The organism is Novosphingobium sp. AAP93 (assembly GCF_001296055.1).
Lineage (GTDB): Bacteria > Pseudomonadota > Alphaproteobacteria > Sphingomonadales > Sphingomonadaceae > Novosphingobium.
The window spans coordinates 26059-40257 of sequence record NZ_LJHZ01000010.1 but is presented as its reverse complement, the minus strand read 5'-3'; the positions used below and the strand labels follow the sequence as shown (position 1 = coordinate 40257).

General features: G+C 65.9%; 17 protein-coding genes. 15 read left to right on the top strand and 2 right to left on the bottom strand.

Annotated features, from left to right (window positions below; translation table 11 throughout):
• The 4 genes from ilvN to IP83_RS02130 all read left to right on the top strand — a co-directional run.
• The coding region (ilvN, locus tag IP83_RS02145) for an acetolactate synthase small subunit (RefSeq protein WP_054120566.1) at positions 1 to 443 on the top strand (443 nt) is incomplete at its 5' end.
• 198 nt (positions 444 to 641) lie between these two features.
• Complete coding sequence (gene ilvC, locus IP83_RS02140) at positions 642 to 1661, top strand: ketol-acid reductoisomerase (RefSeq protein ID WP_054120565.1); 1020 nt, start codon at positions 642 to 644, stop codon at positions 1659 to 1661.
• Between the two features lie 129 nt (positions 1662 to 1790).
• Positions 1791 to 2090, top strand: a complete 300-nt coding sequence (locus IP83_RS02135) for an I78 family peptidase inhibitor (protein ID WP_054120564.1) — start codon at positions 1791 to 1793, stop codon at positions 2088 to 2090.
• A gap of 70 nt (positions 2091 to 2160) precedes the next feature.
• A complete protein-coding gene (locus IP83_RS02130) occupies positions 2161 to 2814 on the top strand; it encodes a YceI family protein (RefSeq protein ID WP_054120563.1) in 654 nt (217 codons plus the stop codon).
• Positions 2815 to 2871: 57 nt separating this feature from the next.
• Here IP83_RS02130 and IP83_RS02125 read toward each other — a convergent pair whose 3' ends face one another.
• On the bottom strand, positions 2872 to 4011 hold the full coding sequence (locus IP83_RS02125) for an epoxide hydrolase family protein (RefSeq protein WP_054120562.1): 1140 nt from the start codon (positions 4009 to 4011) through the stop codon (positions 2872 to 2874).
• 195 nt (positions 4012 to 4206) lie between these two features.
• On the opposite strand from IP83_RS02125, the gene leuA reads away from it, so the two are divergent.
• The 3 genes from leuA to IP83_RS02110 all read left to right on the top strand — a co-directional run bounded on the left by leuA (position 4207) and on the right by IP83_RS02110 (position 6971).
• A complete protein-coding gene (leuA, locus tag IP83_RS02120; protein WP_054120561.1) occupies positions 4207 to 5877 on the top strand; it encodes a 2-isopropylmalate synthase in 1671 nt (556 codons plus the stop codon).
• Between the two features lie 189 nt (positions 5878 to 6066).
• Positions 6067 to 6477, top strand: coding sequence for a SufE family protein (locus IP83_RS02115; RefSeq protein WP_054120560.1), 411 nt, complete (start codon positions 6067 to 6069; stop codon positions 6475 to 6477).
• Between the two features lie 143 nt (positions 6478 to 6620).
• Entirely contained in the window at positions 6621 to 6971 is a 351-nt protein-coding gene (locus IP83_RS02110) for a YbaN family protein (RefSeq protein ID WP_054120559.1), read from the top strand.
• A gap of 51 nt (positions 6972 to 7022) precedes the next feature.
• On the opposite strand, the gene IP83_RS02105 is transcribed toward IP83_RS02110, so the two are convergent.
• Positions 7023 to 7529 carry a sterol desaturase family protein gene (locus IP83_RS02105; protein ID WP_054120558.1) on the bottom strand — a complete coding sequence of 169 codons (507 nt, stop codon included), beginning with the start codon at positions 7527 to 7529 and terminating at the stop codon, positions 7023 to 7025.
• A 207-nt stretch (positions 7530 to 7736) separates the two neighbouring features.
• On the opposite strand from IP83_RS02105, the gene IP83_RS02100 reads away from it, so the two are divergent.
• From IP83_RS02100 to leuD, 8 genes are all read left to right on the top strand, one after another.
• On the top strand, positions 7737 to 8483 hold the full coding sequence (locus IP83_RS02100; RefSeq protein ID WP_054120557.1) for a hypothetical protein: 747 nt from the start codon (positions 7737 to 7739) through the stop codon (positions 8481 to 8483).
• 117 nt (positions 8484 to 8600) lie between these two features.
• Positions 8601 to 10049, top strand: a complete 1449-nt coding sequence (leuC, locus tag IP83_RS02095) for a 3-isopropylmalate dehydratase large subunit (protein WP_054120556.1) — start codon at positions 8601 to 8603, stop codon at positions 10047 to 10049.
• A gap of 50 nt (positions 10050 to 10099) precedes the next feature.
• Positions 10100 to 10357: a type II toxin-antitoxin system VapB family antitoxin gene (gene vapB / locus IP83_RS02090; RefSeq protein ID WP_054120555.1), complete on the top strand. Its 258-nt coding sequence runs from the start codon at positions 10100 to 10102 to the stop codon at positions 10355 to 10357.
• On the top strand, positions 10357 to 10755 hold the full coding sequence (locus IP83_RS02085; RefSeq protein WP_054120554.1) for a type II toxin-antitoxin system VapC family toxin: 399 nt from the start codon (positions 10357 to 10359) through the stop codon (positions 10753 to 10755). Before vapB ends, IP83_RS02085 begins: the two co-directional genes overlap by 1 nt.
• A gap of 71 nt (positions 10756 to 10826) precedes the next feature.
• Positions 10827 to 11699 carry an SDR family NAD(P)-dependent oxidoreductase gene (locus IP83_RS02080; RefSeq protein WP_054120553.1) on the top strand — a complete coding sequence of 291 codons (873 nt, stop codon included), beginning with the start codon at positions 10827 to 10829 and terminating at the stop codon, positions 11697 to 11699.
• A gap of 278 nt (positions 11700 to 11977) precedes the next feature.
• Positions 11978 to 12913, top strand: a complete 936-nt coding sequence (locus IP83_RS02075; RefSeq protein WP_054120552.1) for an OmpA family protein — start codon at positions 11978 to 11980, stop codon at positions 12911 to 12913.
• Positions 12914 to 13125: 212 nt separating this feature from the next.
• Complete coding sequence (locus IP83_RS02070; RefSeq protein ID WP_054120551.1) at positions 13126 to 13314, top strand: hypothetical protein; 189 nt, start codon at positions 13126 to 13128, stop codon at positions 13312 to 13314.
• 112 nt (positions 13315 to 13426) lie between these two features.
• The gene (gene leuD, locus IP83_RS02065; protein ID WP_054120550.1) at positions 13427 to 14017 is read left to right on the top strand and encodes a 3-isopropylmalate dehydratase small subunit; all 591 of its coding nucleotides are present in this window, start codon (positions 13427 to 13429) and stop codon (positions 14015 to 14017) included.
• Positions 14018 to 14199 lie beyond the last annotated feature (182 nt).

Below are 14199 nucleotides of genomic sequence, written 5' to 3'. Positions count from 1 at the left end.
CCAAGATCGCCGGCCTGTTCACCGCGCGCGGCTACAATATCGACAGCCTGACCGTGGCCGACATCACCGATGGCCACGATGTCAGCCGCATCACCATCGTCACCCACGGCCCGCCCGAGGTGATCGACCAGATCCGCGCGCAGCTCGAACGCCTCGTGCCCGTCCACAAGGTCGTCGATCTCACCGAAGTCGGCCCTTACGTCGAGCGCGAGCTCGCCCTCATCAAGGTCGCCGGCAAGGGCGAGAACCGCGTCGAGGCGCTGCGCCTTGCCGACGTGTTCCGCGCCAAGGTCGTCGATACGACAACCGCCAGCTTCGTCTTCGAACTGACCGGCGCGCCCGAAAAGATCGACAGCTTCGTCAGCCTGATGAAGGAACTCGGCCTCGTCGAAGTCGGCCGCACCGGCATCGTCGGCATGATCCGCGGTGCGGAAGCTGCCTAGGGCGGGAGTGTAAACCGGGAGCATGCCTTTCTGATCCATCTTAATCACCCCGCTCATGCTGAGCTTGTCGAAGCATCACAGCGCAGCGCGTGCGGCAACACCCTTCGACAAGCTCAGGGGGAGCGAAGGTGGATCACAATTCAAATGCGACGACTTCAAAAATACTTCCTTTCAACGACATAGAGAACGGAACTGAGAATGAAGGTCTATTACGACGCCGATTGCGATCTGAACCTCATCAAGGACAAGAAGATCGCCGTCCTCGGCTATGGCTCGCAGGGCCACGCCCATGCGCAGAACCTGCGTGACTCTGGCGTCAAGGAAGTCGCCATTGCCCTCCGCGCCGGCTCGGCGACGGCCAAGAAGGCCGAGGCCGCCGGCTTCAAGGTGCTCTCGAACGCCGAAGCCGCTGCGTGGGCCGACATCCTCATGATCCTCGCGCCCGACGAGCACCAGGCCGCGATCTATGCCGAGGATATCCACGCCAACATGAAGCCCGGCGCAGCGCTCGCCTTCGCCCACGGCCTCAACGTCCACTTCGGCCTGATCGAGCCGCGCGCCGACATCGACGTGATCATGATCGCGCCCAAGGGCCCCGGCCACACCGTCCGCAGCGAATACGTGCGCGGCGGCGGCGTCCCCTGCCTCATCGCCGTTCACCAGGACGCGACCGGCAACGCGCATGATGTCGGCCTCGCTTATGCCTCGGGCGTCGGCGGCGGCCGTTCGGGCATCATCGAGACGAACTTCAAGGAAGAGTGCGAGACCGACCTGTTCGGCGAGCAGGCCGTGCTTTGCGGCGGCATCACCCACCTCATCCAGGCCGGGTTCGAAACGCTGGTCGAAGCGGGCTACGCGCCGGAAATGGCCTATTTCGAGTGCCTCCACGAAACCAAGCTGATCGTCGACCTGCTCTATGAAGGCGGCATCGCCAACATGCGCTACTCGATCTCGAACACCGCCGAATACGGCGACATCAAGACCGGCCCGCGCATCATCACCGACGAGACGAAGGCCGAAATGAAGCGCGTCCTTGCCGACATCCAGTCGGGCCGCTTCGTCAAGGACTTCGTGCTCGACAACCGCGCCGGTCAGCCCGAACTCAAGGCAAGCCGCAAGGCCGCGGCCGCGCACCCGATCGAGAAGACCGGTGCCCAGCTGCGCGCGATGATGCCGTGGATCGGCGCCAACAAGCTGGTCGACAAGTCGAAGAACTGATCCTTCGCGCGAAGGGCGGGTGCAAGCCGCGCCCGCCCTTCGACGAACGACCGACGGCAACCGCCGACCGGCATTGTGGATTTACCGGAGTCCCGATACCTCCAGTTTCGAAGTATCGGGGTAATTACAATGACATCGTTCCGGCCCTGCGCAGCAGCGCTGGCGTCCCTGATGCTGGGCGCCCTGCCCTCGGGGCCGCTGCAGGCCCAGGCCGCCGCCCCTGCCGATACTTGCAGCCTCACCCTCACCGCGCGCTTCGTCGGCGCCCGCGCCGTGCCCCAGGTGCGCGGCACGGTCCATCAGGTCGCCCGCCCCCATCCGGTGCGCTGGATCGCTCCCGGGCAGGCCATCACGCTCGATCAGAACCCAGAGCGGCTCAACGTCATCGTCGACGAGACCGGGCGGATAGCGGTTATGCGTTGCGGCTGATCGAGACGCGCTTGCCATGCGCCCGCCGCCTGTGGCAGCCCTTGGCTCTCTTCCCCACGGAGACCGTTCGATGATCCGCTTCCCCCGTGCCGCCAAGATCGCCCTGCCGCTCGCGCTTGTCGCGTTCGCCGCGCCGTCGCTGTCGCAGATGCCCAGCACGCCTCCGGGCGCGCCTGACAAGTCGCGCGTCACCGCCGGCAACTACACCGTCGATGGCACTCATTCGATGATCGCCTGGCGGGTCAACCACTTGGGATTCAACGATTACTTCGGCCTGTTCGGTGAACTCGGCGGCTCGATGACGTTCGACCCCGCCAATGTCGCCGCCACCAAGCTCACCGCGACAATCCCCGTCTCGAAGGTCGTCACCGTCAATCAGGCCCTCACCGGACACCTGCTCAAGCCCGGTGCGGACGGCGCCAAGCCCGACTTCTTCGGCCCCAACGCCGCGGATGCCGTGTTCACCTCGACCAAGGTGATCCCCGGCGCCGACGGCATGAGCGCCACGGTCGAAGGCAACCTCACCCTCAACGGCGTGACCAAACCCGCCACTTTCACCGCCCAGTTCGTCGGCGCGGGCGTCAATTTCTTCAACAAGGCGCAGACCATCGGCTTCCACGGCCAGTCCACCATCAAGCGCAGCGAATTCGGCCTCGGCGTCTTCGCCCCGCTGGTCGCCGATGAAGTGAAGCTCGACATCACCATCGACTTCGAAAAGAAGTAACCTCTCCGCGCACACGACAGGCCCCTCCCCCGTTCGGGGGAGGCTGGGTGGGGGCAGCTACCGCATCAGGCCAAACGCCGTCCGCAGCTCTCCCACGAAAGCTGCGGGCTGCTCCCACGCCGCGAAGTGCCCGCCCTTCTCCATTTCGCCCCAATGGACGATGTTCGCGCAGTGCCGCTCCATCCATGATCGCGGCGTGGGCAGGATTTCCTTGGGAAAGGCACTCACCGCCACGGGAAGCGTGATCGTCTCGATTCCGCCATCGCCAAAGCTTTCCCAATAGAGCCTTGCCGAAGAGGCCCCCGCCGCCGGCAGCCAGTACAGCATGATGTTGTCGAGCATTGCGTCCCGGCTCAGCGCGCTTTCGGGCATGCCGTCGTTGTCGGTCCACGCCCACATCTTCTCGTAGATCCACCCCGCCAGCCCCACGGGCGAATCGACAAGCGAATAGCCGATCGTCTGCGGCCGCGTGGATTGCTCCTTGGAATAGCCCGAATCCCAATCCTGATAGTGCTTGAGCGCCCCCAGCGCCTTGAGTTCGTCGGCCGAAGGATTGGCGAGGTCTTCGGGGCGTGGGCGAGCCATCGGCATGTTGAGGTGGATGCCGGCGCAGCCCTGCGGCATCTGCATGCCGATATGCGTCGTCACGATGGAGCCCCAGTCGCCCCCTTGCGCAAACCACCGATCATAGCCCAGCCGCGCCATCAGCACGCCCCACGCCTGCGCGATCTTCTCCACGCCCCAGCCATTGCGCTCCGGCTTGCCCGAAAGGCCGAAGCCCGGAAGGCACGGAATCACCAGATGGAAGGCATCCGCTGCCGTCCCTCCATGCGCCTCCGGATCGGTCAGCGCATCGATCACCCCGCGAAACTCGAGGATCGAGCCCGGCCACCCATGCGTCATGATCAGCGGCGCCGCGCCCTCATGCTTCGAGCGTGCATGCAGGAACCGGATCGCCACCCCGTCGATCGTCGTGGTCCACAGGCCCAGCCCGTTCAGCCAGTCCTCGCACTTCCTCCAGTCGTACTCATGCCGCCAATAGCGCACGAAGTCCTGCAAGGCCGCCAGCGGCACACCCTGCGTCCAATCGTCCACCGCTTCCTTCTCGGGCCAGCGCGCCAGATCGATCCTTGCGTTCAGATCATCCAGCGCTGCCTGCGGCACACGGTATTCAAACGGCTCGACGGCTTCAGACATACAGCTCTCCCTTGCTTTCATTCTGGACAAGCGCGGTCGCTTTCACCATAGGCTAAAGTCATGATCGCCGCTCTGGACCTTACCCTGCGACTTATCCGCCCTTGGGCGTGACGGGAGGCGGCCACGCGGCGCGCCCCTAGCGCCCAAGGGTCACACTGCCATCAAGTCGCAATTTCCAGATCCGAAAGCCATCCCATGTCCATGCTCAAGAATCCCTCGGTCAAGTACCGCCCCTTCCCGCAGGTCCCGCTGGAAAACCGCCAGTGGCCCGGCCGCACGATCACCCACGCGCCGCGCTGGCTCTCCACCGACATGCGCGATGGCAACCAGTCGCTGATCGATCCGATGGACGCCGAAAAGAAGGCCCGCTTCTTCGATCTGCTCGTCCGCCTCGGCCTCAAGGAAATCGAAGTCGGCTTCCCCAGCGCCGGCGCCACCGAATATGATTTCATCCGCGGCCTCGTCGATCAGGGCAAGATCCCGGACGACGTCTTCGTCCAGGTCCTCACCCAATCGCGCGAGGATCTGATCAAGACCTCGTTCGAAAGCCTCGCCGGCGCGAAGCAGGCGATTGTCCATGTCTACAACGCGGTCTCGCCCCTGTGGCGCAAGGTCGTGTTCGGCATGGAACCCGCCGAAATCAAGGACATCGCCCGTGCCGGTGCCACGTTCCTGCGCGATCAGGCCGCCCGCTTCCCGCAAACGGACTGGCATTTCGAATATAGCCCTGAGACCTTCTCCACCGCCGAACTCGATTTCAGCATCGAATGCTGCGAGGCGGTGATGGAAATCCTCCAGCCAACTGCGGACAAGCCGATCATCCTCAACCTCCCCGCGACGGTCGAGGCGGCAACGCCCAACATCTACGCCGACCAGATCGAATACTTCTGCCGCAACCTGCCGAACCGCGACCGCGCGATCATTTCGCTCCACACCCACAACGACCGCGGCACCGGCGTCGCCGCCGCCGAGCTTGGCCTGATGGCGGGTGCCGACCGCGTCGAGGGCTGCCTGTTCGGCAACGGCGAGCGCACCGGCAATTGCTGCCTCGTCACCGTCGCGCTCAACATGTACACGCAGGGCGTCGATCCGGGCCTCGACTTCTCGGACATCGACGAAGTCATCCAGACGGTCGAATACTGCAACCAGCTCCCCGTTCACCCCCGCCACCCCTATGGCGGCGAACTCGTGTTCACCGCCTTCTCCGGCAGCCACCAGGACGCGATCAAGAAGGGTTTTGCCGCGCGGGAAACGCAGAACGACGAGCTCTGGGCCGTCCCCTACCTCCCCATCGACCCCGCCGATCTCGGCCGCAGCTACGAAGCGGTCATCCGCGTCAACTCGCAGAGCGGCAAGGGCGGCTTCGCTTGGGTGCTCGAACAGGATCAGGGCCTCAAGCTGCCCAAGAAGATGCAGGCGCATTTTTCGCGCCACGTGCAGGAACTCGCCGATGACCTCGGCCGCGAACTCCACGCCGGGGATATCTGGGCCGTGTTCCAGAAGACCTACCACCTCGGCGAAGAGCAGCGCTTCACGCTCGTCGACTACGAGGAAGCCCGCGCCCCCGACGGCACCCGTGTCTTTGCCGGCAAGATCGCCGTCGATGGCGAAGTCCGCTCGGTCTCGGGCCGCGGCAACGGCCTGATCTCGTCGGTCGTCGCCACCCTCAAGGACGGCTTCGGCATCAGCATCGACGTGCGCGACTATGCCGAACACGCCCTTGGGGCCGGCAGCGACGCCCGCGCCGCGGCCTACGTCGAATGCACCGGCCCCGATGGCCGCGTCATCTGGGGCGTCGGCATCGACGAAGACGTCGCAACCGCGAGCGTCCGCGCGATCCTCAGCGCGGCGAACGCGGCGGGGTGAAGACAGGTCCTCCCCATTTTTGTCCTGAGCTTGTCGAAGGGCACAAATGGGGAGGTGGCCCGCCGAAGGCGGGTCAGAGGGGTAATCCCTCCCCGAGCTCGTCTCGGGGAGGTGGCAGCCCGAAGGGCTGACGGAGGGGTCCTTTCTACCGTCTTGCCCCTCCCGCGCGATCCGCTATGTCCGCCGCCCATGAGCCACCTCGACGACATCCTAGAAGAGTACGAATTCCTCGACGCGGACGAACGCTACCGCCTGCTGATCGATCTCGGCCGGGGGCTCGAGCCCATGCCCGAAGCGCTCAAGACCGACGCCACCCTCGTGCGCGGCTGCTCGGCCAGCGTCTGGGTCTATCCAGTCGCCGGAAACGGGGATGCCTTGCATTTCCTCGCTGACAGCAACGCCGCGATCACCAAGGGTATCGTCGCGCTCGTCCTCGCCGCGGTGCAGGATCAGCCCGCGAAGCAGGTCGCCGAAACCGATATCGCGGCGCTCCTCGCACCCTTCGACCTCAGGAACCAGCTCTCCTCGAACCGCACGCAAGGCGTCCCCAACATGATCGCGCTCGTGCGCGAACACGCCGCGCGGATCGCGGCGGGGTGACCTTCGTTTCCCGGTTCCTCCCCCAAAGCCGCTCGTGCTGAGCCTGTCGAAGCACCAGTCGCCCCGCTGGCGGCAAAACCCGGGCTCGACAAGCGCCTGCTCACCGGCAAGATCAAGACCATGACGCGCACCGGACGTCTCCCATGAAACGCCACCTCTGGACCGGGGCGGGGCTCATGTTCGTCGGCATCGGCGCGGTCGGCGCCTTCCTGCCGCTGCTCCCCACGGTCCCGTTCCTGCTCCTCGCGCTGTTCTGCTTCGCGCGCGGCAATCCGGTGTGGGAGCAGCGCCTGCTGGATCACCCCACCTACGGTCCGCTGCTGCTCGATTGGCGCCAGCGCCGCGCCATCCCCCGCCGCGCCAAATGGGCCGCGCTGATCGCCATGGCGGTCTCGGTTCTCGTCACCGGCCTCGCTGCAGGCTGGCCCTGGGTCCTGATCCCGCTTGGCGTGATGGCCCTCTCCGGCACGTGGATCTGGACCCGCAACGAGTAACCCTCTTCCTCCCCTCCCGCTCGCGGGAGGGGCCGGGGGTGGGCCCGCCGCCTACTCCACCGCGTCCCGCACCACCGCGATCCCCGCCTCGCGCTGGCGCCGCAGCTCCTGCTTCAGCTTGGCTGGATCAAGCGCGATGATGAAGCCGAAGCTCACTCCGCCTTCCTTGCCGATCGTCGCATGGTGCAGCTTGTGCGCCTGCACCAGCCGCTTGGCATAGCCCTTGCGCGGCACGTACCTGAACCACCGCTGGTGGACGAGCCCGTCGTGGATCAGCGTGTAGATCGCGCCATAGACCATGATGCCAAGGCCGATCCACGTCGCCGGCCACCAGGCATATGCCCCCGCCACCAGCGGGCTGCCGATCATGAACCCGCTGATCGACATCGCCGCGCCGACAACGGCATAAAGATCGTTGCGCTCGAAAAAGCCGTCGTGGGGTTCGTGGTGGTCGCGGTGCCAGCCCCAGCCGAAGCCGTGCATCACGTATTTGTGGCTGCTCCACGCGACGAATTCCATCGCCAGCACAGCGCCCAGAACGATCAGGACCTGAATCATGCCGTAGCCCTTAGCCCAATCGCCCTGCCGAGGCGAGAGCGTGTCACCATCGGGAGGCTTCCTGAACAGACCATTCAGAAGACGTTCAGGCGCAAAATGAATAAAGGCCTTGCAGATCAGTACTTATGTCTGATCCGGATGATTAACGTCCGCTTGGCATGAAACTGTCTTCAATCAGATACAAAATCACGAGTACCGGAGAGCGCAATGACCATGGCAACCGAAGAAGAATTTCTGAAAATCGATCCGATTCTGGCTGATGATGCCGTTATTTCGATCGATCCCATCGAAATCACTCCGATCGCGATTGTCGATCCTCTGCCGGCGGAACTGGTCGATGGCAGCACCGATACGCCGCCCGACGCCCAGACATTTGGCGGGCCGGTCGATATCGTGCCAGCCGACGATGTAACGCCGCCTGCCGATGATGCCGGCAGCGATGTCCCGGTCGATGGCAGCACGGGTGATGGCAGCACGGGTGATGGCACACCGGTCGACGATGGCGACCTCATCAAGATCACGGTGATCGATCCCTTCCCGGTCGATCAGCCGGGCGATGGCAGTACCGATGTCCCTGGCGATGTGGTTCCCGTCGATGTGGTTCCTGTCGATGGCGGCGGCGATGAGGTCATCGGCCGCCCGGTCGATCCCCAGCCTGAATGGCGCACGCTTGATGGCACCGGCGGCGATGTCGGCATCATTGCCTGCGAGGACTACCCCACCGCGACAGGCTATGGCACGGATACGCCGACGGACGTGATCTACACGCTCGATCCTGCCGATCCGCTCATCTATTCCACCACTGCGGTGCTCGATGAAGCGCCCGGCCGCCCCGTTGACCCCGAGCCCAACTGGCGCGGCGGCACGGCTCCCGCGCCCGAGGTCGAGAGCGATCCCGCTCCGGTCCACTACGCCGCTTCGGAATCCTTCCACATCGGCCTCGATCTGCTCTGATCGCCGCCGGGCGGGAGAGGGGCGCAGGGGGCACGCCGCCAACCTGCCCCCCAATCACCCCCGATGCCTGTCCATTCGCGCTTGATATGCGCACCCGGCGCGCTTAACCGGCGCGGCATGACCAGCACATCCGCACACAGCACGCTCCCCAGGACGCTCTACGAAAAGATCTGGGCCGCCCACGTCGTCGAGGATCGCGACGATGGTACCAGCCTCGTCTACATCGACCGCCACCTCGTCCATGAAGTGACGAGCCCGCAAGCGTTCGAGGCGCTGCGCCTCACCGGCCGCAAGGTGCGCCGCCCCGATCTCACCCTCGCGGTGCCCGATCACAACCTGCCCACCACCGCGCGCCGCGATGCAGCCGGCGCGCGCGTTCCCATCGCCGATGCGCAGAGCGCCGCGCAGCTCGAAGCGCTCGAAGCCAACGCGCCCGCCTTCGGCATCCGCTATATCGGCGATGCCGATGCGGAGCAGGGCATCGTCCATGTCGTCGGGCCCGAGCAGGGCTTCTCGCTCCCCGGCGCGACGATCGTCTGCGGCGATAGCCACACCGCCTGCCACGGCGGCCTCGGCGCGCTCGCCTTCGGCATCGGCACGAGCGAAGTCGAGCACGTGCTCGCGACGCAGACCCTGCTGCTCAAGCGCTCGAAGACGATGGAAGTTCGCGTCGAGGGCACCTTGCTCCCCGGCGTCACCGCCAAGGATGTCGTCCTCCACATCACCGGCGTGCTCGGCGCGGCGGGCGGCACCGGCCACGTGATCGAGTATACCGGGCAGGTGATCCGCGACCTTTCCATCGAAGGCCGCCTCACCGTCTCCAACATGGCGATCGAACATGGCGCCCGCGCCGGCCTCATCGCGCCGGACGACAAGACCTTCGCCTATCTCAAGGGCCGCCCCTACGCGCCCACGGGCGAGGAGTGGGACAAGGCCGTCGCGTGGTGGCGCAGCCTCGCGACCGATGCCGGCGCGACATACGACAAGACCGTCGTGATCAACGCGGCGGACATCGCCCCCAGCGTCACCTGGGGTACCAGCCCTGAGGACGTCCTCCCCATCACCGGCGTCGTCCCCGCGCCCGAAAGCTTCGCCGATGCCTCGAAGCAGGCCGCCGCGCGCGCCAGCCTCGATTATATGGGGCTCCAGCCCGGCCAGCCGCTCACCTCGGTCGAGATCCAGAATGTCTTCATCGGCAGCTGCACCAACAGCCGCATCGAAGACCTGCGCGCCGCCGCCGCCGTCCTCCGTGGCCGCAAGAAGGCCGCGAACGTCACCTGGGCGATCGTCGTCCCCGGCTCGGGCCTCGTGAAGCGTCAGGCCGAAGAGGAAGGCCTCGACAAGGTGTTCCTCGAAGCCGGCCTCGAATGGCGCGAACCCGGCTGCTCCGCCTGCCTCGGCATGAACCCGGACAAGGTCCCCGCTGGCGAACGCTGCGCCTCGACCTCGAACCGCAACTTCGTCGGCCGCCAGGGCCCCGGCGCCCGCACCCACCTCGTCAGCCCGGCGATGGCCGCCGCCGCCGCCGTCACGGGCCGCCTGACGGACGTGCGCGAGCTGGTTTAAGCAGGTATATCGCGTTGACATATCCCGGAGGTGCGCGCACTCTCCGGGCCATGAACGCGCCGTCACGCCCTCCGGCTCGCGGTTCTGGCCGCGCCGCTGTTTTCAAGTCGAACCGCAGCCAGGCCGTGCGTATCCCGAAGGATCTCGCCTTTCCGGACAGCGTGAAGCAGGTCGTCGTGCGCAAGCAGGGCCGCAGCCTTGTCATCACGCCCGTCAGCCAGTTCTGGGACGAATTTTTCGACGGTCCGGGTTCGCCCGACTTCCCCGACCGGGATCAGCCGCCAGTTCAGGAGCGCGATTTCAGCTGATGCTGCTGAACATGCTGGATACCAACGTGTGCATTCACCTGCTGCGCGGTCGCGGTGGACCGCTGCGCGCGCGCTTTGCGGAGCAGGCCGCCGTATGCTGCATCTCGGCCGTGACCTATCACGAGCTTGTGCATGGCGCGTCGCGCGCACAGGACCCGCACTTTGAGCGAACCCGCGTCGATGAACTGGCCGCCGGGCTCGAAGTCCTTGACTTCGATGCCGAGGCGGCAAGCCATTCCGGCGACATCCATGCCAGCCTCGCCCGCGCCGGTCAGGTGATCGGTGCGTATGACATGCTGATCGCCGGTCATGCACGCAGTCTCGGGCTCAAGGTCATCACGGCCAACATCCGCGAGTTTGGCCGCGTCGAAGGACTACGCTGCGAGGACTGGAGCTGAAGCGCACCCTTGCGCCCTCGCATCCGCCGCGTTAAGTTGCATTCCGCAACCTAAATGCGGAGCCTTCCCTCATGCGCATCGTCATGACCGGCGCCACCGCCGGCTTCGGTCTCTACGCCGCGGAGCGCCTCCTCGCATCCGGCGCCAGCCTCACCATCGGCGCCCGCAATCCCGCCGCGCTGCCCCAATCGCTCCAAGGCCGCATCAGCGCGCTCCCGCTCGATCTCGATGCCCTCGCCAATGTCCGCCAGTTCGCGGCAGAATTGGGGGAGGGGCCTATCGATGTCCTCATCCTCAACGCCGGGCTCCAGCTCGCCAAGCCAGCGACCAGCGCCGATGGCTTCGAGCGCACCTTCGCGGTCAACCACCTCGCGCACTATCTCCTGCTGCGCCTCCTCGCCCCGCGCCTCACCACTGGCGCGCGCGTCATCCTCACCGGCAGCGGCACGCATGATCCGGCGGAAAAGACTCCCGTCACGCCCCCCGTCCACGCCGATGCAGACCGGCTCGCTCACCCCGAAACCGATCCCACCGCAGAAAAGGGCGTCCGCCAGGCCTGCTTCCGCGCCTACAGCACGTCCAAGCTCTGCAACATCATGACCGCGCGCGAGGCAGCCAAGCGCCTGCCCGGCATCGACGTCCTCTCCTTCGATCCCGGCTATGTCCCCCACACCGGCCTCGGGCGCGACAATGGCCGGATCATTGCCACGCTGGTCAGCCTGATCCTGCCGCGCCTGATGAAGAGCGACCGCACCAGCACGATCCCCCGCTCAGGCCAGTTCCTCGCCGATCTGGCGCAGGATACCCGCTATGCCGGCGCGCGCGGCGACTACTGGTCGGTGCGCGGGCCTGCGCTCATCCGGATCGAGCCCTCGACTCTGGCGCGCGACGACGCCGCCTGCACCCGCCTGTGGGACGACAGCGCTCGCCTCGTCGGGTTATGATGTCGCCCCGCCGCGCCTCCGGAACGCCTCGTCGATAGCGCCAAATCGGGCGCTTTCAGGGGGTTGTGCGCGTCAGCAACGTTCTGTCGCACCGCCCGCACGGCGCAGCCTTCGCGCGGCCCGTCTCAACCGGTCTGTTCATCTGGCAGCAAGCCTGCTGCAGCAGTGAGGAGCGTGAAACCGTTCAGCTTCACGCGGCGAAACCTTGCTGCGGGCTGTGCGACTTCCCCCCGCGGCGCCCCGCGCGGCGTCATGACAGAGCTTGAAGGAGTAACCCGATGCGTGCCCCCATTACCGGACAGACCGGCCTGATCCTCGCAGCCGCGCTTGCCGCGTCGCTGCCGGCCGGCTCATTCGCGCTGGCGCAGGAGCTCCCGCCCGTCGACCAGAGCCAGCCCCAGCAACCCGTCGCGACCGGCGCCGAACTGCGCACCACGGTCGCCCCCACCGGCGATGTCGCCTCGCTCCCCAAGGGCCCTGACATCAAGGGCGTCATTTCCCGCCGCAGCGCCGATCGGATCGAGATCACCGCCGATGATGGCACGAAGACCATCGTCAACGTCAACGACTACACCAAGATCCGCTCGAGCAAGGGCCTCTTCGGCATGAGCCGCCAGCAGCTGGCCGCCAATTCGCTGCTCAATGGCCTGCCGGTCACGGTCCACACCCTGCAGTCGGGCGATGCGCTGATGGCGAGCGACATCCAGTTCAAGGACAAGGATCTCAAGATCGCCAACATGATCCGCACCGGCACCAAGCAGGGTTTCGAGGAGGCATCCGCCGCGACCGCCGAAGTCCGCGCCATGACCGAAGCACTGCGCAGCCGCTTCGCCGATATCGACGAATTCAACATCAAGAGCACCACCAACGTGAACTTCGCCTCGGGCAAGACGCAGCTGACCGAGCAGGGCAAGGCCGATCTCTGCGCCACCGCCACGCAGGCGCAAGGCATCAAGAACGCGGTCATGCTCGTCGTGGGCTATGCCGACAGCCGGGGCAGCGAAGAGCTCAACCAGCGCCTCAGCGACCAGCGCGCCACCCGCGTGGTCAACTATCTCCAGCAGGCCTGCGGGTGGAAGCCTTACCGCATGCTCACGCCCAGCGGCATGGCCACCGCCAACCCGCTGGCCGACAACTCCACGCCCGAAGGCCGCGCGCAGAACCGCCGTGTCTCGGTCAATGTCATGGTCAGCAAGGCCGTCGACGGGCTCTGATCCTTCTACTCCCCTCCCGCTTGCGGGAGGGACTCGCTTCCTTGCCCGCTCCCGCTTGCGGGAGGGACTCGCTTCCTTGCCCCCCTCCCGCTTGCGGGAGGGGCTGGGGGTGGGCACCTCGCAAACACACCTGCGGATAGCCCCCCAAGCCCGCTTGCAATCCGGTCCCGCCAAGGCCACTTCGGGTGCAGGCGGGATCAAGGAGCACCTACGTGACCAAGAAGACCGACAAGGATAGCCCCCGGGATAGCAGCAGCAACTGGACCGGCCCTGCCGCCATCGCCGGCGCGGCCATCGGCTCGGCAGCACTCGCCGCCGCCCTCCTCTATTCTTCGCGCCGCAAGGAACGCGCGGACAAGGCCAAGCCCAAGCCCCCTGTCGATCCCATCGAAACAGACTGACCACCCATCAAGCCCCTCCCCGCTCGGGGAGGGGCCCAGGGAGGGGTGAGAGCACTCACAAGCAAAGCTGAAGCCTTGCATCAAGCGCCCCCCGCAGTCTAAGGCGCGGGCCATGGAACCTGTCAGCACCATCGATGGCCGCGCCATCCCGTTCGGCCGCAAGAACATCGATACCGATGTGATCATCCCTGCCGAGTGGCTGAAGACGATCAGCCGCGAAGGCCTCGGCAAGGGCGCATTCCAGGCGCTGCGTCAGGATCCGGACAACATCTTCGACTCGCCCACGTTCAAGGGCTCGCCGATCCTCATCGCGGGTGACAACTTCGGCTGCGGCTCCAGCCGTGAACACGCCGCCTGGGCGCTGCTCGATCTCGGCATCAAGGCCGTCATCGCGCCCTCGTTCTCGGATATCTTCTCGGGCAACGCCTTCAAGAACGGGATCGTCACCGTGGTCCTGCCGCAGGAAGCGATCGACCGCCTGATGGAAGTCGCCCAGACCGAAGCCATCCACATCGACCTCGAAGCGCAGACCGTGACGACCCCGTTCCAGGACCGCTTCACCTTCGAGATCGACGCTTTCCGCAAGCACTGCCTCTTGAACGGCCTCGACGAAGTCGGCCTCACCATGGCCCGCGGCGACGCGATCAGCGCCTACGAAGCAAAAGCCAGCGCCGAGCGCCCTTTCCTCGTCCACCCGGCCTGAGCATTTGACTGGGCAGGCGCCCCGTCCACCTCACCACTATCCCCACCCCGCTCACCCTGAGCCTGTCGAAGGGTGCTGGCGCCGCGCCTGATGCTTCGACAAGCTCAGCATGAGCGGTGTGGGACGACTTAATCCGCCTTAACCACCCGCTTAAATAGGGCTTCCCAAGCCCGTCAAAACGT

Excerpts from the sequence above, each read along its gene's own strand:
- ilvC (WP_054120565.1), top strand. The coding sequence starts at position 642 with ATGAAGGTCTATTACGACGCCGATTGCGATCTGAACCTCATCAAGGAC.
- IP83_RS02135 (WP_054120564.1), top strand. The coding sequence starts at position 1,791 with ATGACATCGTTCCGGCCCTGCGCAGCAGCGCTGGCGTCCCTGATGCTG.
- IP83_RS02130 (WP_054120563.1), top strand. The coding sequence starts at position 2,161 with ATGATCCGCTTCCCCCGTGCCGCCAAGATCGCCCTGCCGCTCGCGCTT.
- IP83_RS02125 (WP_054120562.1), bottom strand. The coding sequence starts at position 4,011 with ATGTCTGAAGCCGTCGAGCCGTTTGAATACCGTGTGCCGCAGGCAGCG.
- leuA (WP_054120561.1), top strand. The coding sequence starts at position 4,207 with ATGTCCATGCTCAAGAATCCCTCGGTCAAGTACCGCCCCTTCCCGCAG.
- IP83_RS02115 (WP_054120560.1), top strand. The coding sequence starts at position 6,067 with ATGAGCCACCTCGACGACATCCTAGAAGAGTACGAATTCCTCGACGCG.
- IP83_RS02110 (WP_054120559.1), top strand. The coding sequence starts at position 6,621 with ATGAAACGCCACCTCTGGACCGGGGCGGGGCTCATGTTCGTCGGCATC.
- IP83_RS02105 (WP_054120558.1), bottom strand. The coding sequence starts at position 7,529 with ATGATTCAGGTCCTGATCGTTCTGGGCGCTGTGCTGGCGATGGAATTC.
- IP83_RS02100 (WP_054120557.1), top strand. The coding sequence starts at position 7,737 with ATGACCATGGCAACCGAAGAAGAATTTCTGAAAATCGATCCGATTCTG.
- leuC (WP_054120556.1), top strand. The coding sequence starts at position 8,601 with ATGACCAGCACATCCGCACACAGCACGCTCCCCAGGACGCTCTACGAA.
- vapB (WP_054120555.1), top strand. The coding sequence starts at position 10,100 with ATGAACGCGCCGTCACGCCCTCCGGCTCGCGGTTCTGGCCGCGCCGCT.
- IP83_RS02085 (WP_054120554.1), top strand. The coding sequence starts at position 10,357 with ATGCTGCTGAACATGCTGGATACCAACGTGTGCATTCACCTGCTGCGC.
- IP83_RS02080 (WP_054120553.1), top strand. The coding sequence starts at position 10,827 with ATGCGCATCGTCATGACCGGCGCCACCGCCGGCTTCGGTCTCTACGCC.
- IP83_RS02075 (WP_054120552.1), top strand. The coding sequence starts at position 11,978 with ATGCGTGCCCCCATTACCGGACAGACCGGCCTGATCCTCGCAGCCGCG.
- leuD (WP_054120550.1), top strand. The coding sequence starts at position 13,427 with ATGGAACCTGTCAGCACCATCGATGGCCGCGCCATCCCGTTCGGCCGC.